General features: G+C 74.7%; 13 protein-coding genes. 1 reads left to right on the forward strand and 12 read right to left on the reverse strand.

Annotation, left to right across the window (positions count from 1 at the left end; translation table 11 throughout):
- Nucleotides 1–36 precede the first annotated feature (36 nt).
- From recG to MNY60_RS13620, 12 genes are all read right to left on the reverse strand, one after another.
- Nucleotides 37–2754, reverse strand: a complete 2718-nt coding sequence (gene recG, locus MNY60_RS13565; protein ID WP_242360797.1) for an ATP-dependent DNA helicase RecG — start codon at nucleotides 2752–2754, stop codon at nucleotides 37–39.
- Between the two features lie 26 nt (nucleotides 2755–2780).
- Complete coding sequence (greA, locus tag MNY60_RS13570; RefSeq protein WP_242339991.1) at nucleotides 2781–3287, reverse strand: transcription elongation factor GreA; 507 nt, start codon at nucleotides 3285–3287, stop codon at nucleotides 2781–2783.
- 91 nt (nucleotides 3288–3378) lie between these two features.
- Complete coding sequence (carB, locus tag MNY60_RS13575) at nucleotides 3379–6633, reverse strand: carbamoyl-phosphate synthase large subunit (RefSeq protein WP_242356016.1); 3255 nt, start codon at nucleotides 6631–6633, stop codon at nucleotides 3379–3381.
- Nucleotides 6634–6813: 180 nt separating this feature from the next.
- Complete coding sequence (locus tag MNY60_RS13580; RefSeq protein ID WP_242356822.1) at nucleotides 6814–9180, reverse strand: DUF11 domain-containing protein; 2367 nt, start codon at nucleotides 9178–9180, stop codon at nucleotides 6814–6816.
- Nucleotides 9167–11050, reverse strand: coding sequence for a hypothetical protein (locus tag MNY60_RS13585; RefSeq protein ID WP_242356820.1), 1884 nt, complete (start codon nucleotides 11048–11050; stop codon nucleotides 9167–9169). The genes MNY60_RS13580 and MNY60_RS13585 overlap by 14 nt, the downstream gene beginning before the upstream one ends.
- Nucleotides 11025–12695, reverse strand: coding sequence for an ATP-binding protein (locus tag MNY60_RS13590; protein ID WP_242356818.1), 1671 nt, complete (start codon nucleotides 12693–12695; stop codon nucleotides 11025–11027). The genes MNY60_RS13585 and MNY60_RS13590 overlap by 26 nt, the downstream gene beginning before the upstream one ends.
- A gap of 307 nt (nucleotides 12696–13002) precedes the next feature.
- Nucleotides 13003–13521: an outer membrane beta-barrel protein gene (locus MNY60_RS13595; protein WP_242341180.1), complete on the reverse strand. Its 519-nt coding sequence runs from the start codon at nucleotides 13519–13521 to the stop codon at nucleotides 13003–13005.
- A 241-nt stretch (nucleotides 13522–13762) separates the two neighbouring features.
- On the reverse strand, nucleotides 13763–14965 hold the full coding sequence (locus tag MNY60_RS13600) for a pyridoxal phosphate-dependent aminotransferase (protein ID WP_242341179.1): 1203 nt from the start codon (nucleotides 14963–14965) through the stop codon (nucleotides 13763–13765).
- 108 nt (nucleotides 14966–15073) lie between these two features.
- Complete coding sequence (gene coaD, locus MNY60_RS13605) at nucleotides 15074–15571, reverse strand: pantetheine-phosphate adenylyltransferase (protein WP_242341178.1); 498 nt, start codon at nucleotides 15569–15571, stop codon at nucleotides 15074–15076.
- An 18-nt stretch (nucleotides 15572–15589) separates the two neighbouring features.
- A complete protein-coding gene (rsmD, locus tag MNY60_RS13610; RefSeq protein WP_242356816.1) occupies nucleotides 15590–16129 on the reverse strand; it encodes a 16S rRNA (guanine(966)-N(2))-methyltransferase RsmD in 540 nt (179 codons plus the stop codon).
- Entirely contained in the window at nucleotides 16126–17070 is a 945-nt protein-coding gene (locus tag MNY60_RS13615; protein ID WP_242360799.1) for a hypothetical protein, read from the reverse strand. The genes rsmD and MNY60_RS13615 overlap by 4 nt, the downstream gene beginning before the upstream one ends.
- Before the next feature lie 59 nt (nucleotides 17071–17129).
- Nucleotides 17130–18164 carry a cation diffusion facilitator family transporter gene (locus MNY60_RS13620; protein ID WP_242340427.1) on the reverse strand — a complete coding sequence of 345 codons (1035 nt, stop codon included), beginning with the start codon at nucleotides 18162–18164 and terminating at the stop codon, nucleotides 17130–17132.
- 103 nt (nucleotides 18165–18267) lie between these two features.
- Between MNY60_RS13620 and MNY60_RS13625 the strand changes: the two genes are divergently transcribed.
- Nucleotides 18268–19254 (forward strand): alpha/beta fold hydrolase, encoded by a 987-nt coding sequence (locus MNY60_RS13625; RefSeq protein ID WP_242356773.1) that lies wholly within the window; start codon nucleotides 18268–18270, stop codon nucleotides 19252–19254.
- Nucleotides 19255–19263: the final 9 nt, after the last annotated feature.

Consider the following 19263-nt stretch of genomic DNA (forward strand, 5'->3'; position numbering starts at 1 on the left):
TCACGACCGGGAAACGGTGAGACCGAAGCCTGCCGCTCAGCCGATCTGCGCGAGGGAGAGCCGCCCGGACCAGCGCTCCCCGAGCGCCTCGGCGGCCGGCCGGTGCTCGGCGCGGCGCAGCTCGGGATCGGCCTCCACGAGCGCGAACGCGTCCTCGCGCGCCTCCTCCAGGATGGCCTCGTCGCGGTAGAGGTCGGCGACCTCGAAGAGCTTCTGGCCCGACTGGCGCGTGCCGAGGAGCTCGCCTGGGCCGCGGATGCGAAGGTCCACGCGGGCGATCTCGAACCCGTCCTGCGTCTCCTCCATGGCGTGGAGCCGCTCCCGCGCCTCGTCGCCCACCCGCTTGAAGTGCGCGATGAGGAGGCAGTGGCTCCGCGACGCCCCCCGGCCGACCCGCCCGCGGAGCTGGTGGAGCTGGGAGAGCCCGAAGCGCTCGGCGTGCTCCACGATCATCACGCTCGCGTTCGGGACGTCCACGCCCACCTCGATGACGGTGGTCGCGACGAGCACGCGGAGCGCCCCCGACCGGAAGCGATCCATCACGGCCTGCTTCTCGTCGCCCTTCATCTTGCCGTGGAGGAGCCCGACCTCGTGGCCGGCGAAGACGCGGCGCAGCTCCTCCGCGCCCGTCGTCGCGTCGGCGAGATCGGTCTTCTCGGACTCGGCGACGAGCGGGTAGACCACGTACACCTGCTGCCCCGCCTCGAGCTCCCGCCGCGCGACGTCGTAGGCGGCCCGCCGCTGCGAGTCGCCGTAGACCCTCGTCGCGACCGGGGTGCGGCCCGGAGGGAGCTCGCCGATCTTGGACTGGTCGAGGTCGCCGTAGAACGCGAGGGCGAGCGTGCGCGGGATCGGCGTCGCCGTCATCACGAGCACGTCGGGGCGGCGCCCCTTCGAGATGAGCTTCGCGCGCTGCAGCACGCCGAAGCGGTGCTGCTCGTCCACGACCACGAGGCCGAGGCGATCGAACGCGACGTCCTGCTCGAGGAGCGCGTGGGTCCCCACCGCGATCCGGGCCGTGCCGTCCGCCACCCGGGCGCGCGTCTCCTTCTGCCCCTTCCCGCGAGACGCGGCCGCGACGAGCGCGACCTCGACGCCGGTCCCCGCGAGCCAGCCCGCGAGCGTGCGGGCGTGCTGCTCGGCGAGGAGCTCCGTCGGGACCATGAGGGCGGCCTGGTGGCCGGAGCGGACGGCGACCATCATCGCCGCGAACGCGACGGCGGTCTTGCCGCTGCCCACGTCGCCCTGAAGCAGCCGGTTCATCGGCTCGGGCCGGGCCATGTCGCGGGCGATCTCGTCGAGCGCCCGGGCCTGCGCGCCGGTGAGCAGGAACGGGAGGAGCTCGAGCGCGCGCGCGATCACCGCCGGCGAGGCGTCGAACGCGATGCCAGGCTCGGTGCGCACGCCCCGCCGGCGCAGCGCGAGGGCGAGCTGCAGGAAGAAGAGCTCCTCGAAGACGAGCCGGCGGAAGGCGGGGGTGGCGCGCTCGGCGGCGAGCGCGAGGTCGGTGCCGGGCGGGGGGAAGTGCGCGTCGTGCAGCGCCGCGGCCCGCGAGAGGAGCTCGCGCCGCGCCCGCACCTCGGGCGGCAGGTCGTCCACCACGAGCGGCGCGTGCTCGTCGACGAGCCGCTTCACGAGCCTGCGCAGCGCCGGGTGCTGGTAGTCGGCCGGGCCGGCGTAGATGGGGACGACGCGCCCGAAGCTCGCCGAGTCGCCCGCCGTGAGCTTCTCGACCTCGGGCTGGCTCATCTGGAGCCGCCGGCCGAACCCCTCGGTCACCTTGCCCGAGCAGAGGAGCCCTTCACCCGCCGCGAACTGCCGCAGGCGCCACGGCGGCGGGTTGAAGAACACGAGCTCGAGCGCGCCCGACGCGTCGGCCACGCCGACCTTCAGGAGCGGCCGCCCGTTCCGCATGCGCTGCACGCGGACGTGCTTCACCGTGCCGAGCACGATCCCCTCGTCGCCGGCCCGCAGCTCCGCGACGCGCCGGACGTGCGTGCGGTCCTGGTAGGCCTTGGGGAAGAACTCGAGCGCCTGCTCCACCGTGGTGCGCCCGCGCTCCTCGAGCTGGGCGCGCGTCGCGGGGTGGACGCGGGGAAGCTCGGCGAGCGCCGTCGCGAGCCGCTTGCGGCGGGCGGCGCGCTCCTCCGGCGAGCGCGGAGGAGGCGCCTCCGTCCAGGGCTCGGGGGCCGGCGGGGGCGAGGCGGTCGTCGTCGGGGACGCGGACGCGGACGAGGACGAGGACGAGGACGCGGTCGGGGTCGGGGTCGGGGTCGGGGTCCGTGCCGCGGGCGTGGACGGAGCCGCGGGCGTGGACGGAGCGGCGGGCGTGGACCGCGCGGTGGGCGAGGTCGGCGCCGCGGGCGCGATCCTCCTGCTCTTCCCGAGCTCGGTCCGCCCGAGCCGGGCGACCTCGCGCAGCTCGTCGGGCACGGGGATGAGCGCGGAGAGGCCGCCCGCGATGCGCGTCAGCGCGGCGCGACGGCCGTCCAGGGGGAGCGCGTCGAACCCGTCGGCCTCGACCGCGAGCCGCTGCAGCGCCGGGGTGTCGGGCGCGCCGGCGGCCCGGGCGCGGGCGATGGCGCCGCGCGCGAGCTCGCCGAAGCCCTTGAGGCGCGCCGCGCCGACGAAGCCGTCCTTGACCGCGAAGCGGAGCGGCGGCACGAGCGCCGCGAGCGCCTGCTGCGCGGCCTCGAGGCCGGGACCCGGCTCCCCGGCGGCGGGCGCATCGCCCTGGCGGCCCCTCCGCTCCACGGCGCGAGGCTACCAGCGCGGTCCGACTACTCCCCGGACTCGGCGGGCAGCTCCTCCTCGACGAAGGCGATGGAATGGATCTCGTACTCCTTCTCGCCGCCGGGGGTGCGCACCGTCACGGTGTCCCCCTCCTCGCGCCCGATGAGCGCGCGCGCGATGGGGCTCGTGACCGAGATCCGCCCCTGCTTCAGGTCCGCCTCGAGCTCACCGACGATCCGGTAGGTCACCTGATCGCCGGAGTCGGAGTCCTCGAGCGACACGGTCGCGCCGAACACGACGCGATCGCCGACGTGCTTCGAGACGTCGATGACCTCGGCGCTCGCGATCCAGTGCTCGACCTGGAGGATGCGGCCCTCGATGTGGCTCTGCTTCTCCTTGGCCGCGTGGTACTCGGCGTTCTCGGAGAGATCGCCGTGGGATCGCGCCTCGGCGATCTCCTTCACGATCTTCGGGCGCTCGACGTTCTTCAGGCGCTTGAGCTCCTCCTTGAGCCGGAGGAGGCCGCCCTTCGTCATGGGGACGCGCTCGGACATCATCCACCTTCCGAAAAAATGACTGCGGCCGGCCCGAGAAGCCCGGGGCGGCCGCTTCCAGACCTTTCAGTAGAGCGCCCGCGGCTTGCTGTCAACGGGACGCCTGCCGGCCGACCCCGTGGTACTCCTGGATCGAGCGAACGCTCGGACTGCCGCCGCGGGCGGCCTCCATCGCCCCCACCGCCGCTCGGGCGCCGGTCAGGGTGGTGAAGTAGGGCAGGCCCTTCATCAGGGTCTCCCGCCGGATGGAGTAGCTGTCGGCGATCTCCTGCTTGCCGGCCGTCGTGTTGAACACGAGGTGAACGTCCCCGTCCTTGATGCGGTCCACGATCGAGGGGCGCCCCTCGTGCAGCTTGAGGACGAGCGTGGTGGGGATGTCGCGCGCCCCGAGGTACGCGCTCGTCCCGGCGGTGGCGAGCACCTCGAAGCCCAGGGCGACGAGCCGCCGCGCGACGTCCACGATGGCGGGCTTGTCGGAGTCCTTCACCGAGACGAACGCCCGGCGCCCGGCGCCGGTGCCGGGGAGCGTGTTGCCCGCCGCCGCCTGCGCCTTGAAGAACGCCCGGTAGAAGTCGAGGTCGATGCCCATGACCTCGCCGGTCGAGCGCATCTCGGGCCCGAGCATGGTGTCGACCCCCGGGAAGCGCGCGAAGGGGAAGACCGCCTCCTTGACCGAGACGTGCCGCGGCCGCTCGGCCCCGCGCGCCCCCGCCTCCTCGAGGCTCTTGCCCACCATGCAGAGCGAGCCCGCCTTCGCGAGCGGCAGGCCCGTCGCCTTGCCGACGAACGGCACGGTCCGGCTCGCGCGCGGGTTCACCTCGAGGACGTACACGTCGTCGCCCTGGATGGCGAACTGGACGTTCATGAGGCCGACGACGCCGAGCTCCTTCGCGAGCTCGACGGACTGACGCCCGATCTCCGCGACCTTGTCGGGCGCGAGGCTGAACGGCGGCAGGGCGCACGCGGAGTCGCCGGAGTGGATGCCGGCCTCCTCGATGTGCTCCATCACGCCGCCGACCACCACGTCGCGGCCGTCGGAGACCACGTCCACGTCGACCTCGGCCGCGTCCTTGAGGAAGCGATCCACGAGGACGGGGCGCTCGTTCGAGGCCTGCACCGCCTCACGCAGGTAGGTCTCGAGGTCCTTGTCGTCGTACACGACCTCCATGGCGCGGCCGCCGAGCACGTAGGACGGGCGGACCATGACCGGGTAGCCGATGCGCCGCGCGACCGCGAACGCCTCGCCGGCGCTGCGCGCGACCCCGTTCTCCGGCTGGCGCAGCCCGAGCTTCACGATGAGCTCGGCGAAGCGCTCGCGGTCCTCGGCCCGGTCGATCGCGTCGGGCGTCGTGCCGAAGATCGGCACGCCCAGCTCGTGGAGCGGCACCGCGAGCTTGAGCGGCGTCTGCCCGCCGTACTGGACGATGAGCCCCTCCGGCTTCTCGACGTGGACGATCTCGAGCACGTCCTCGAGCGTGAGCGGCTCGAAGTAGAGCCGGTCGGAGGTGTCGTAGTCCGTCGAGACCGTCTCCGGGTTGCAGTTGACCATGATGGTCTCGTACCCGGCCTTCGACAGCGCGAACGACGCGTGCACGCAGCAGTAGTCGAACTCGATGCCCTGCCCGATGCGGTTCGGGCCGCCGCCGAGGATCATCACCTTGCGGCGATCGGTCGGCGCCGCCTCGCACTCCTCCTCGTAGGTGGAGTACAGGTACGGCGTGTAGGCCTCGAACTCGGCGGCGCAGGTGTCGACCCGCTTGAACACCGGCCGGACCCCCGCCTTCCAGCGCGCGTCGCGCACCGCCTTCTCGGTCGTGGTGACGAGCTGGGCGATGCGCTTGTCCGAGAAGCCCATCCGCTTCACGGTACGGAACGCCTCGGCGCCGGCGGGGAGGCCGCCCTCCGCGAGCCTCGCCTCCGCGCGGACGATCCCCGCCATCTCGCGCAGGAACCAGGGGTCGACGTAGGTCAGCGCGTAGAGGTCGTCCACCGACAGGCCGGCGCGGAGCCCCTCCGCGATCCAGAAGATGCGGTGGGAGCGCGGCACGCGGGCCTGCGCCTTGATGCGCTCCACCTCGTCGGCCGAGTACGCGTCGCCGGGGCGCTTGCCGAGCGGCGACTCGAGCCCGCAGCGGTCGATCTCGAGCCCGCGGAGCGCCTTCTGCAGGCTCTCCTGGAACGTCCGGCCGATGGCCATGACCTCGCCGACGGACTTCATCTGCGTCGTGAGCGTGTCGTCGGCGCCCTTGAACTTCTCGAACGCGAACCGCGGCACCTTCGTCACGACGTAGTCGATCGTCGGCTCGAAGGAGGCGGGCGTGTAGCGGGTGATGTCGTTCTTGAGCTCGTCGAGCGTGTAGCCGACGGCGAGCTTGGCGGCGATCTTGGCGATGGGGAACCCGGTCGCCTTGGAGGCGAGCGCGGACGAGCGCGACACGCGCGGGTTCATCTCGATGACGACCATCCGACCCGTGCGCGGGTGCACGCCGAACTGGATGTTCGAGCCGCCGGTCTCGACGCCGATCTCCCGGATGATGCGGACCGCGGCGTCCCGCATCCGCTGGTACTCCTTGTCCGTCAGCGTCTGCGCGGGCGCCACCGTGATCGAGTCGCCCGTGTGGACGCCCATCGGGTCGAAGTTCTCGATCGAGCAGATGATGACGACGTTGTCGTGCTTGTCGCGCATCACCTCGAGCTCGTACTCCTTCCACCCGATGATCGACTCCTCGCAGAGGATCGTGTGCGTCGGGGAGAGGGTGAGCGCGCGCTTCGCCAGCGGCTCGAACTCCTCGCGGTTGTAGGCGACGCCGCCTCCCTCGCCGCCCATCGTGAAGGACGGGCGGATGATCACCGGGAAGCCGATGTCCTCGGCGATGGCGCGGGCCTCGTCCCAGCTCGTCGCGTAGCCGGACTTGGGCAGCTCGACGCCGACGCGCTGCATGGCGTCCTTGAAGAGCAGCCGGTCCTCGGCCTTCTCGATCGCCCCGAGCTGCGCGCCGATGAGCTCGACCCCGTGGCGAGCGAGCGCCCCGTTCCGCGCGAGCGCGACCGCGAGGTTCAGCGCCGTCTGCCCGCCGAGCGTCGGGAGGAGCACGTCCGGCTTCTCGCGCGCGAGGATCTGCTCGGCGACCTCCGGGGTGATCGGCTCGACGTAGGTCCGGTCGGCGAACCCCGGGTCCGTCATGATCGTGGCGGGGTTCGAGTTGAGGAGGACGATCTCGAAGCCCTCCTCCTTGAGCGCCTTGCAGGCCTGGGTGCCCGAGTAGTCGAACTCGCAGGCCTGGCCGATGACGATCGGCCCGGAGCCCACGATCATGATCTTCCGGATGTCGGTGCGACGCGGCATATGGGGCGGGGAACCTAGCACACCTCGGGCCGACCTCGACACGGTCGGCGAGCCTCGGCGCATGCCGCCCGGCGCGCCGGCCGGCGGCGCCGGGGAGCCGCCGCGGGCGCCCCGCGCCGAGGCGGGCCGGGCCACGAGCGACCAGGCGTGCGACGTCCCGCCGAGCGCCCGGGCCCGGCGTCAGGGATCCATCCGGATCAGCTGGAAAGGAGAGCTGCCGCCGCGGGCGGTGAAGAACAGGTCCGTCCGGCCGTCCGGGCTGGAGACGAGCTTCGCGTCCAGGATGTGCGTCAGCGCGGGCGTCCCCAGGCCGTCCCCTCCCAGCCCCTGGCACCCGGGCGTCCCGGCAGCGCAGCCGTCGAGTCCCGTGAAGTCGGAGATCGCGGGGAGCGCGGCGCGCGTGCGGAACACGTGGAGGCCGGCCCCGGGATCGTCGAGCCCGAGGTACAGGTGGCTCGGCGTGGCGAGCAGCATCGACGCGGCCGTGACGCCGGGGTACCCGAGCCGCGTGCGGTAGGCCGCGTCCGCCGCGAGGAGGGTCCAGTCCGTCGGGTCGCAGACGGCCGGGTCGGCGCCGCCCGCCGGGTCGCACGACCAGAGCTGGGGGCCCGTGGTGGTGTTCCGGATGGCGTACAGCCGCCCGTTCCAGGCCACCGCCTGGGGCCAAGCCTTGTCGGGCGGCTCGAGATCGAACTGGCGCGGGGGAGCGACGGACTGCTTCCGGTCGTAGGCCGCGCTCGCGGCCGGAGAGCAGCCGAGGAAGTCGCTCTTCGTCGCGGGCGCCTGCCCGTTCGCGACGAGGCAGCCCACGTCGTCGAAGAAGTACACGCGGCCGCCGAGCTCGGCCATCGCGTCGACGATCGAGATCGCCGTGAACCCGCCGTACGCTGCGTTGTAGGCGTCGTGCAAGCCCAGGTCGAGGGCGTCGGTCCCCTGCGCCGCGTCGAGGCCGGGGGCGGTCGGGGCGCGGAGGAGCGCGATGCCGTAAGGGCGGGAGCCGCCGTTGTCCGGGAAGCCGAGATAGAGCCGCCCCCCCGCGCCGAGCGCCGCGGAGACGCCGCGCGTGTTCGCCCCGAGCACGGTGGAGAGGTCCACGTAGGAGAAGTCGAGCGGCGAGGCCGACGCGCGGCTCAGGTACACGTAGTCGAGCTCGCCCGACGAGCGCGCGCCACCGAGCACGAGCCACTCGTCGCCCGCGAAGGAGACCGAGGTGAGCAGGCCCCGCCCGTCCTCGCCGTCGGGCCCGCAGGCCGCGGCGGTGCACCCCGTGTAGCCGAGGGTCGTGTGAGGCCAGGGGCCTGCGCTCGAGGAGGTGCTGCCGACGCCGGGGTCGCGCGGGAACGTCAGCGCGAGCGACTCCTGCCCCGTCCCGTCGCGCTGCATGCGAACGACGCCGTCCCCGGTCCGGCTCGGCCCCACGTACACCTGCCCTCGATACGGCGCGACGAAGGCGAACGTGCTCCCGTCCGCGAAGGGATCGCTGGCGAGGCGGGCGACGCCGTGCGGGACCGTCGCGGTGGTGGCCGTCGCGCTCGCGCCGAGCGCGCGCCCGTCGTTCGCGTCGGCGCCCGTCACCGTCGCCGTCAAGGCGAGCGTCCCCGCCGCGACCGCCCGGCACGACCAGGCGAAGGCGACGCTCTCCCCGGCCGCGAGCGTGACGGCCTGCGTCGGGCCGGACACGACCACGACGGCCCCGGTGGACCCGTCGTCCACGAGCGACGCGGGGACCACCGCGACGGCGGTCGCCTCGCCCGTGTTCGTGACGGTGAGCGTCACCGGGAGATCGCCGAGCGCGAGCGGCCCGGGCGGCAGCGCGAGCGCGGCGGAGAGCGCGGCCGGCCGCTCGACGCGGAGGCCGCCCGTCGCCGTGGCGACGACCGCGGCCCCCGTGCGCGGATCCCGGCCGATCGCGGACACGGAGACCGACACGGCGCCAGGCGCCTCCGCGCGATACGCGAGCGTGAGGGTCGAGCGCGCGCCGGGCGCGAGGTCCTGCGGCGCCGCCGGCGCGACGAGCGCGAGCGCGCCGGGCCCGCTCAGCGTCGCCTCCGGCAGGACCCCCTCCACGGAGAAGTCGCCGCCGTTCTCCACCGTCACCTCGAGCAGCACCTCCTGACCGACGCTCGCCGCCTGGACCAGCGACAGGGACGCGGAGAGCGACGGCGCCGATCCGGGCAGCACCTCGTACGCGCCGCCCGCGGTGCCCTCGCCGTAGGGACCCGCGACCCTCAGATCGTGGAAGCCCCGGGGGAGCCCTGCGGGCACGCGCGCGCGGAGCCTGGTCGGGTCGAGCCACACGACGTCCCGGAGCTCGGTCGTGCCGAGCCACGCGCGATACGACGCGTCGACGCTGCTCCCGCCGTGGACGCGCTGCACCGCCCTCACGTGGAACGCGCTCCCGACGATGTCGATGAGGGCCTCGCTCTGCTCGAAGCCCTGCGCCGGCTCGGCCGCGACCGGACGCGGCGGAGCGGACGGCGCCGACTGCCGGCATCCGAGCACGACCGCGAGGACGGCGCCGGCGAGGGCACGCTCAGTACGCGTCATGGCGGTACCCCACGACGGCGAGGAGCGTGGTGAGCGAGCCGCGGAGCGCGTCGAAGCGGGGATCGCTCATGCGCGCGACGCGGGCCTCGAGGAAGGGGCCTCCGTGCCGGCGGAGCAGCCCCCATCCACCCCCGGCGTGCAGCAGCGTCACGAGCCCCGCCTCCGCGGACATGGGGCCGGCGTCGGTCGAGACCTCCGACGCGACGTGCGCGACGCCCGCCCCTGCCCCGGCCCAGAGCGCCTGCCCGCCGGCGAGGCGCTGCTCCCATCGCACGGTGAAGAGCGCCGGGAGGTAGCGAGCGCGGCCGCGGACCTCGACCGCGCCGCCGCCGACCTGCGCCGTGTCGGTGCGCTCGTGCACGAACGCCCCGGCCTCGCCGGCCACGGCCAGCCGGCCCGCGAAGAGCGTCGTCCGGTATCCCGCCTCCACGGCGGCGTACGGCGCGAGGAGGCCGCTCGCGGCCGCGACCCCCAGCTTCGGCGCGACCCCCAGCCGCCGCTCCGGCGCCACGATCGTGAGCCGCGCGGCGCCCATCAGCCCGCCCGCGCGGACGGAGAGGACGTCGGCGCGGTCCTCTCTCGCGCGGCGCGGGCGATACCGCACCACCCAGGCCCCGGGCCCGTCCGGCTGGGTCTCCACGACGGCGGGCCGCGCGTCCGCGATCTCGGGCGCGGCCCCCTCCGCAGGGTTGCCGAAGCGGTCGCGCAGCCGGACGCGGACGCGCGCCGCCGCGCGGCCGTCCGCGACGAGCGGGGCCTCCTCCGCGACCACCTCGAGCTCCACGGGGGGACCCCCGGCGACCTCGAGCTCGGCGCGGCCCTCCACGGGGCCGGCGCGCGCGAGGACCTGCAGCCGCCGGGCCGACCCGACGCGCCCGGGGACCGAGAGGCGCGTCTCCCACGCTCCGGGGGCGACGGGCACGAGCGCCGAGAGCTCGCCGAGCGTCGCCTGGACCGCGGGCGAGGCCTCGACGGCGTTGCCGGCCGCGTCCGACGCCTCGACGCGCAGCAGGACTGCCCCGTCCGCCGCGACGCGAGCCTCGGCGGCCTGCACCGTCAGCCGCGCCAGCGCGCCGGTCCGCCGGGCGAGCTGGACCGACGCGGCGAGCCCCGGCTCGTCGGCGAGCGCCGCGGATGCCCTCGCCACGCCGGCGCGTCCGGGCGCGAGGCGCCAGGTGCCCGCCCAGCTCCCCGGGGCCACCTCCGCGAGCCCCACGACGCGACCCTCGCTGACCTCGAGCCGGAGCGGTGCGCCGGCGCGCGGGGCGCCGTCCGGCGCGACGACGAAGGCGCGCAGCGGCAGGTCGCGCGGCGCGTCCGCGACCACCTCGGCGCTGCCGAGCGCGAGGTGGACGTGCAGCACCGGGGGTGCGTTGAGATCGAGCGGCCGGCCGCGGTGGTAGGCGAAGCGAGCGCCGGGCGGAGCGACCACCGGGACGCGCGCCTCGCCGGAGGCGTCCGCCGTCACGGGTCCGAAGGACGCCTCGCCGATGGTGACGCTGATGCGGGCGTGCGGGGCGGAGCGCGCCGTCGCGAGCCCCCGGCCGGTGAGCGGGAGGGCCGTCCAACCCCACGACTCCCCGGCGTTCGCCGCGACGATCGCGACCTGCGGGTATTGCTCGGGGGGCGCGACGTACTCCGCCACGAACCGGCCGGCGCCGGCGGGGCGAAGCCCCTCGACGCGCCCCACGTTCACGGTGAGCCGGGGAGGCGCGTCGCCGGCCCCCGCGAGCTCGATCAGGGCGCGTGCGTCCGGGCCGAGCACGAGCCGCTCGGGCGTCACGCGCAGCGCGAGGTCGCCGGCCGCCGCCCGGGCCGCCGCGACGAGCGCCGCGACCGCGCAGCTAGCGGTGACTGCGCGCGCTCGCATCCTGTCCCCAGCGGACGGCGAAGTCGGAGACGTCCTGCTCCGGCGCGATCGGCGCGCACGGGACCTGGCGCTCCGCGCCGTGGCCCGCCGCGTCGCGGATGACCACCGACGCGCGCATCGCCGCGCGCGCGGGGAGACGGACCGAGAACCTCCCGTCCCCGCCGACCTCGACGAGGCGCCCCTCGACGCGGACCTCCGCGCCGCGATCGACCACGCCTGACACGGTGCACACCCCCTCCCCCCGCGCGGTCCTCGCGATCTTGAGGAGGAGCGCGGGCGGAATGGGAAGGGACGGATCCGGGGCCGCTCCGCGAAACGCCACCGCCTGGCGCCCGGCGCTCACGTCGACGCTGGCGCCTGCCGCCTGGAGACGGACGACGCCGGTCTCGGTGGCCACGGCGAGGGACCTGCCGCTCGCGAGCACGCTGAACCGCGCCTCGTTCGCGCGCGCCACGCTCGCGCCGTCGTCGCTCTCGACCACGAGCACGCGCGCGCCGTCCGGCTGGTGATCGACCGAGATGCGGCCCCGCGACAGGCGCAGCCGCTGAACCGCTGCGGTGAGCTCACGAACCGTGAGCTGCGTCGCGTCGGACACGGCGACGCGCGAGCGGTCGCCGACCGCGAGCGTCGCGGCCGCGCCGGCGCCCGTGCGGATCGTGTCGTCCTCGCGGAGCCGCTCTCCCGCGACCACCGGCTCCCACCCGCCGGGGCGGAGCCGCTCGATCGCCCCGGTGGCGGATTCCAGCACCACCTCGCCCGCCTCGGCCGAGGCGATGACCGCGGCCGCCTCGCCGGCGGTGCGCGACGGGCGGAGCCCGGCCCACCCGGCGGCGGCCACGGCCAGCAAGGCCACCCCGACGAGCGTGACGCGGAGCCCGCGCCTGCGGGGGGCCGCCATCGCGGGGGCGACCGGCACCGGCTCCGCGGCGCTCGCGGCGAGCTCCACCACGAGCTCGGTGCTGGCCCACGGGCGCCTGGCCGGGTCCGCTTCTGCCGCGAGGCGGAGCTCGCCGCCCGCGGCCCGCAGCATCCGGCGCGCGATGGCGAGGCCGAGCCCGCTCCCCTTCCCCCGCGCCTTCGTGGTGTAGCCCACCGTGAAGATCCGCTCGCGGTCCGCCGTGAGGATGCCGATCCCCTCGTCGGCCACCCGCACCTGGGCCCGCGCGCCGTCCGGCGCTCGCAGCACCCTCACCTCGATCCGCCCGCCGCCGCCCTGCTCGACCGCGTCGAGCGCGTTCGAGACGAGGTTCGAGACGGCGTGGAGGAGCGCCTGGGCGCTGCCGTGCGCGCCCGGCACGTCGGGGTCGACGACGAGCGCGAAGCGATCGCCCAGGAGGTCGAGCCGCGCGCGCGCGGCCGCGATCGCGCGACGGACCACCGGCTCCACCAGGAAGGTGCCCAGCTCGGCGCCCCCCGTCATCAGCTGCTGGAAGGTGTCGAGCGTCTCCTGGATCCGCGCGACCTGCCCGGTCGCCATGGACCAGACGTCGAGCGTCGTGACCGACGGGCCGAGCTCGCGGGCGACGAGCCGCAGGGCGGCGTCCAGCGCGGTCAGCGGCTGGCGCAGCTCGTGGATCAGGCCGGGGCCGAGGAGCTCCCGGTCTCCCGTGTCCGATCCAGGCGGTCGGCTCGACGACGTCTTCATCCATCGTCCCCCGGGTGCGCGTCGCCGCGCAGGCGGCGTCGCGCGCTGCGAGCGTCCGCGGGACGCCCCGGCGCGCTTTCGACCCGGAGCATACCTGGACCCGGTCGCCTTTCCGTGAAGTTGCCCGTCTCGGGCTGTCGGCGGGTGGGCGCGGCTGGCTGCGGATGTGCGCCGCGCTCGCCCTTCTGCGCACTGACGCCCTCGCCCCTGGAGACGACGACGCCCCGCGCGGCGCATGGCCGGCGGGGCGTCGAGGTCGCGGGGTCCCGACGAGCTTCGCTCGGCGGGGCGGGGGCGCAGCCCCCGGTTAGAAATAAAACCGCAGGAACGCGAGGCCCGTCGTGAACACGCCCGAGGAGTCGCCGGACGCGTCGGAGTCGGAGCGGAACCCGAGCTGCGCCTCCGCGCCGAGGGAGAAGTTCGTCGTGAGGTAGTGCTCGCCGCCGATGGCCGCGGCGAGGATCACGTCCGTGCCGCTCTCGTCGTTGGTGCCGTTGTCTCTGCTCGCGAAGTTGAGCTTGAACCGGCCGCCCATGTAGAGGTCGAACGGCGCGGCGAGGCGCTGGACGTAGAAGACGCCGACGCCCACCGTCACGTCGCTCCGGTCGACCTGGCCCGCCGGCCGGTCCTGGGTCAGCACCCCGAGCGAAGGCTCGATGCGGAGCGTCGGGGCCACGTTGATGGGCGCGTAGACCTCGATCGTCGGCGGGCCGGCGCCCTCCAGCGGGACGATGGAGATGCCGAGACCGAAGGGCCGGCGCGCGTCCTGTGCGTGGGCGGTGGCGGAGAGCGCGAGGGCGGCGAGGGCGAACACGAGCTTCTTCATGAGGCTCCTTTCCTTTCACGCACGGTCGGTGCGTCGTGGGCTCGCGGGACTGTAGCCCTGGACGGCCCACCGCCGAAGAAAAGGACCCCCGCGGCAGGACGCCGCGCATGTCGTGGCGCGGCCACGCCACGAGACGACGACGCCCCGCGCGGCCAACGGGGCCGGCGGGGCGTCGGGGTGCACGGAGCGGCGCGCAGCCCTCAGGAGGTGGTCAACCCTGAGGGCCCCGTGAGACGGAGCCTCAACCCAGGCTCTTCGCCATCTCGGCGATGCGGTCGCAGCCCTTGTCGATCTGCTCCATCGACGTCGCGAACGAGAGCCGCATGTAGCCGGGGGCGCCGAACGCCGAGCCGGGGACGGCCGCGACGAGGTGCTTCTCGAGGAGGAGGTCGATGAGCTTCCCGTCGGTGCCGAGCGGCTCGGCCGCTCCGGGCGCCTTCCGGGACAGGAGCGCGCTCACGTCGGGGAACGCGTAGAACGCGCCGCCCGGATCGAAGCAGCGGACGCCCGGGATGGCGTTGAGCCGCCCGACGATGTGCTTGCGCCGCTCGTCGAACGTCTTGCGCATCTTCTCGACCTCCTCGTCCACGCCCGGGAGCGTGAGCGCGCCGAGCGCCGCCTTCTGGGAGATCGAGGCGGGGTTCGAGGTCGAGTTGTCCTGGAGCTTCTGCATCGCGGAGATGAGCGCCTGCGGGCCCGCGGTCCAGCCGATGCGCCAGCCGGTCATCGAGTAGGTCTTCGACGCGCCGTTCACGAGCGCGACCTGCGGCTGGAGCGAGGGATCGAGATCGAGGACGTTCTCGAAGCGGCCCTTGTAGACGAGCTTGTCGTAGATGTCGTCGGAGACGATCAGGATCTCCGTGCCCTTCACCGCGGCGACGACCGTCTCGAGCGTGCGCCGCGAGAGCATCGCGCCCGTCGGGTTCGACGGGCTGTTCACGATGATCGCCTTGGTGCGCGGGGAGATCGCCTTCTTGATCTGCTCCGGCGCCGGGTCGAAGCCCGTGTCCATCGTGGTCTCGACGAGGACCGGCACGCCGCCGGCGACGCGGACCATGTCGGCGTAGGAGACCCAGTACGGCGTGAAGATGACGACCTCGTCGCCCTCGTTCAGCAGCGCCTGGAACAGGTTGTAGAGGGCGTGCTTGCCGCCGCAGGAGACGAGCACCTCGGTCGCCTTGTAGGTGACCCGGTGCTCCTTCTGGATCTTCGCCGCGATCGCCTCGCGCAGCTCGGGGATGCCGTTCGTGGGCGTGTACTTCGTGAAGCCCTGGTCGATCGCCTTCTTCGCCGCGTCCTTGATGAGCGCGGGCGTGTCGAAGTCGGGCTCGCCGGCGCCGAAGCCCACGACGTCGATGCCCTTCTGCTTCATCTCCCGGGCCTTCGCGGTGATGGCCAGGGTCGGCGACGGCTTCACGGCGTCGAGCCGCTTCGCGAGCTTCATGATCGGTGTCTCCTCGGGCGAGCTGTGGAGGCCGCCCCCAGGGCGGCCAAAGCGCCGACGATAGCAGAACCGAGGTGGGGTACGCGCCCCGAACGCGGGAGCGGACGGCTAGTGGCGCCCCGGGGTGCCGAGCTTGCGGCGGAGCCCCTCCGCCACGTTGGGCGGGACGAGGCCGCTCACGTCGCCGCCGAAGGTGGCGACCTCGCGCACGAGCTGCGCCGACACGAAGAAGTAGTCCTCGCCCGTCATGACGAAGACCGCCTCGAACTCGGGCAGGAGCTTGCGGTTCATGTTGGCGAGCTGGAACTCGTACTCGAAGTCCGAGACCGCCCGGAGCCCGCGGATGACGGTGTAGACGCCCTTCGAGCGCACGTAGTCCACGAGGAGCGCGTTGAAGGAGTCCACCTCGACGCGGGGGTCGTTCCCGACCGCCTCGGAGATGAACGCCATGCGCTCGTCCGCCGTGAACAGGGGCGATTTCTGCGGGTTGTTCGCGACCGCCACGATCAGCCGGTCGAAGACCTTGAGGCCGCGGTTGATGATGGCGAGGTGGCCGTTCGTGAGCGGGTCGAACGAGCCGGGGTAGATGGCGGTGCGGCGGGGCATGAGGTGGCGGAGTATCCCTCACTCGCCCACGTAGATCGAGATTCCCGTGCCGCCGTAGTGCCGGCGGTCCGCGAGCGCGAGGCCCCCGATCCGCTCGGGCGGCGGGCGCCGCGCGTCGTGCTCCGCCACGGCGCGGCCGCCCGGCGCGAGGCACCCCTCGGCGAGCGCGAGCGCCGCCTCCGGACCCTCCGCGTACGGCGGATCGACGAAGACGAGCGCGAAGGCGCGCCGCGGCAGGCGCGGCACCACGTCCTCCACCCGCCCGCGCCGGACGTCCAGCCGCGCCTCGAGCCCCAGGGCCGCGGCGTTCCGGGCGATGAGCTCCGCCGCCGCGCGGTCCGCCTCGACGCAGACGGCGCGGGCGCAGCCGCGGGAGAGCGCCTCGAGCGCGAGGGCGCCGGTTCCGGCGTACAGGTCGAGGACGTCCCCCCCGTCGAAGAACTGGCCGAGCACGTTGAAGACCGCCCCGCGGACCTTGTCGCTCGTGGGCCGGGTCGAGTCGCCGCGGGGCGCCGCGAGCCGCCGGCCGCGGGCGCTGCCCGCGATGATCCGGGTCACGGCCCGCGCTCCTCGACCCGGCGCAGGAGCGCGCTCGCGAGGGCCAACGCGGAGCCGGCCGCGCCGAGGCCCTCCACGAGGTCGGTGACCTCGGCGAACGCGCGCGCCTCGCGGCGCTCCGCGTCCTCGCCTGTCTCGGTCCCCGATCGCGGAGCAGGATCCCGGCCGGCCCGCGCCTCGGCCGCGCCCCCGTCCTCGCAGGCGCGCACGGGCGAGCCCTGCAGCGCGCCGAGCAGCGCCGGGGTCACGGGCCCGCGGCGCATGACGGCCGTCCCCCGCAGCGCGAGCGCGAGCCGCGCGAGCGCGTCCGCCTGGGCCCGCGCCTCGCCCTCGTCCGCCGGCGCCGGGCAGCGCACCGCCGCGAGGTCCGGGCGGAAGCCCCGGCGCGCGAGCGCCTGCAGCCCGGCGATCGCCCGCGGCGCGCCGCCGGACGCGTCCTCGAGCGGCAGGACCCAGTCGACGCCGAGCCCGCGCTCGACGGCGGGGGCGGCCACCTCGGCGAGGACGCGGCCGCGCTCGGGCGCGGAGACAGCCTTGCCGTCGATCGACACGTGCGTGAGCCCCGCGTCCACGAGCGCCCAGGTCTCGGAGACGGCGCGCTCCACGTCGAGCGCACCCTCCCCCGCGACCCTCACCTCGCCCGCGAGCAGGAGCGGCAGCCCGCCGGCGACCTCGTCCGCGGCGGCGGTGACCTCGGCGAACCAGCGCTCGGGGCGGCCGCCGCGCGGCAGCGCGAGCCCGAGGGCGCTCCCGAGCGCCTTCGCCGCGACGAGGGCGCCGCGCGCGACCGCCGCCGAGGGCGCGCGGACGAGCGGCAGGACGAGGCCCAGCTCCGCCGCGGGCGCGAGCAGATCGCGGAAGGAGAGCGGGCACGCTGCGCTGCGCGGGGGCAGGCGCTGGACGGTGCGCGCGGGCCGGAACGCGGACAGGCGCGAGATCACCCGCACGGTATAGCACGCGTCCGGCCGGGCCCGCGGGCACGCCCTCGGAGGGAGCGCCGTCAGTGCGTGTGCACGTCGTGGAGGTGCTCGTACTCGACCGACTCGATCTGGAGGGTCGTGTGATCGATCCCGAACGAGCGGCGGAGCCCGCGCTTCACCTCGTTCAGGATGTCGTCGTTGCGGCCCATCGACTCGGCGCGGACGACGAGGTGCGCGGAGAGCGCGTAGAGGCCCGAGGAGATCGTCCAGATGTGGAGGTCGTGGACGGCGGACACCCCCGCCGCCGACTCCATCTGGCGCGTGACGGCGGAGACGTCGAGGTGCCGCGGCACGCCCTCCATCAGGATGTCGGTGATCTCGAGGATGAGCCGGAGCGCGCCCCACACGATGAGCGCGGAGATCGCGAGGGACAGCACCGGGTCGAGCCAGCGCAGCTCCGGGTGGAGCGCCATCGCGCCCGCGCCGAGGAGGATGGCCACGGAGGAGACGGTGTCCGAGAGCACGTGCAGGAACGCGGCGCGCGCGTTGAGCGTGTGCTCCCCGTGGAGGAACCACAGGATGGCGAGGTTCGCGGCGAGGCCGATCGAGGCGATGATCGCCATGAGGCGGAGGTCGATCGGGCCGTGCGGCTCCTGCAGGCGCTGGACCGCCTCCCAGACGATCCAGGCGGAGAGGAGGACCAGCGCGCCGACGTTGATCTGCGCCGCGAGCACCTCCGCGCGGCGGTAGCCGAAGGTGCGCTTGTCGTCCGCGCGGCGGGTGGCGAGGAACGCCGCGACGAGCGCGAGCCCGAGCGCGCCGGCGTCGGTGAGCATGTGGGCGGCGTCGGAGAGGAGCGCCAGGGAGCCCGAGAGCCACCCGCCGATCGCCTCGGCGACCATCACGCCGCCGGTGATCGCCATCGACGCGCCGAGGCGGCGCACGCTCGCGCCGGCGTGGTGACCTCCCATGCCGTGCGCGTGCGGCCCGTGATCGTGCTCGTGCGCCGGATGGCCGGGCGCGTGCCCGCCCTCGTGCCCGGCGCGCGGCTCGTCGTTCGGCCCCGGGTGCCGGTGCTCGTGCGCTCCGTGGCCGTGGGAGTGGCCGTGCGACATTCCGCTTGAACCTCCGCGTCCCTCAGTCTACGCCATGGAGCCACGGACGGGCACCCGGGGCGCGAGGCTCTCGCGCGGCGCGGCGCCGGTCCGGCGGAGGTCCATGGAGAAGACCGAGCATCTCGCGACGGGCCAGGACGGCACCCGTCTGCACTGGACGAGCACGGGCGCGGGCGGACCTCCGGTGGTCCTCACGGACGGGATCGGCTGCGCCGGCTACGTCTGGCGGGCGCTCGAGCCCGCGCTCGCCCGCGAGCGGCGCGTGCTCCACTGGAACTACCGGGCGCACGGGCGCAGCGCCGCCCCCGAGGATCCCGAGCGCATGACGATGGACGACTGCGTGTCGGACCTCGTCGCGGTGCTCGACGCGGCGGGCGAGGAGCGCGCCGTGCTCGCCGGCCACTCCATGGGCGTGCAGGTCGCCCTCGAGCTCCAGCGCCGCCACCCGGAGCGGGTCGCGGCGCTCGTCCTCCTGTGCGGCGCCCCGGGGAACCTGCTCGACACCTTCCACGACTCGGCGGTGCTCCGCTACGCGTTCCCCTACGCGAAGCAGCTCGTCCTGCGGTACCCGGACGTCGCGCGGCTCGCCTTCCGGACGATCGTCCCGACCGACCTCGCCCTCGGCTACGCGATGACCTTCGAGGTGGACGGCACCCGCGTGCGCCGCGCCGACCTCGTCCGCTACCTCGACGAGCTCGCCGAGGTCGATCCCACCCTGTTCGTCCGGCTGCTCTCCTCCGCCGCCGAGCACGACGCGAGCTCGCACCTGCCGAACGTCGCCGCCCCGACCCTCGTCGTGGCGGGCGAGCGCGACTCGTTCACGCCCATGCGCCTGTCGGAGGCGATCCACCGCGCCGTGCCGGGCAGCGAGCTCGTCGTCGTGCCGGGCGGCACGCACGTCGCGCCGCTCGAGGAGCCCGAGCTCGTCGCGGAGCGGACGCTCGCGTTCCTCGGCGAGCGGGCCCCCGTCCGCCGTGCCGGGCGCGGCGGCGCAGCGACCGGCGCCCCGAAGAAGCCCCGCCGCCGGACCGGTGCGGAGCCGTCGCCCAGGCGCCGCACCCCGCGCGCGCAGAAGCCGCGCGCCCGCTAGATGCGACCC

Origin of the sequence: Anaeromyxobacter sp. SG17, assembly GCF_022690695.1 — a bacterium.
In the GTDB taxonomy this organism is placed as follows: domain Bacteria; phylum Myxococcota; class Myxococcia; order Myxococcales; family Anaeromyxobacteraceae; genus Anaeromyxobacter; species Anaeromyxobacter soli.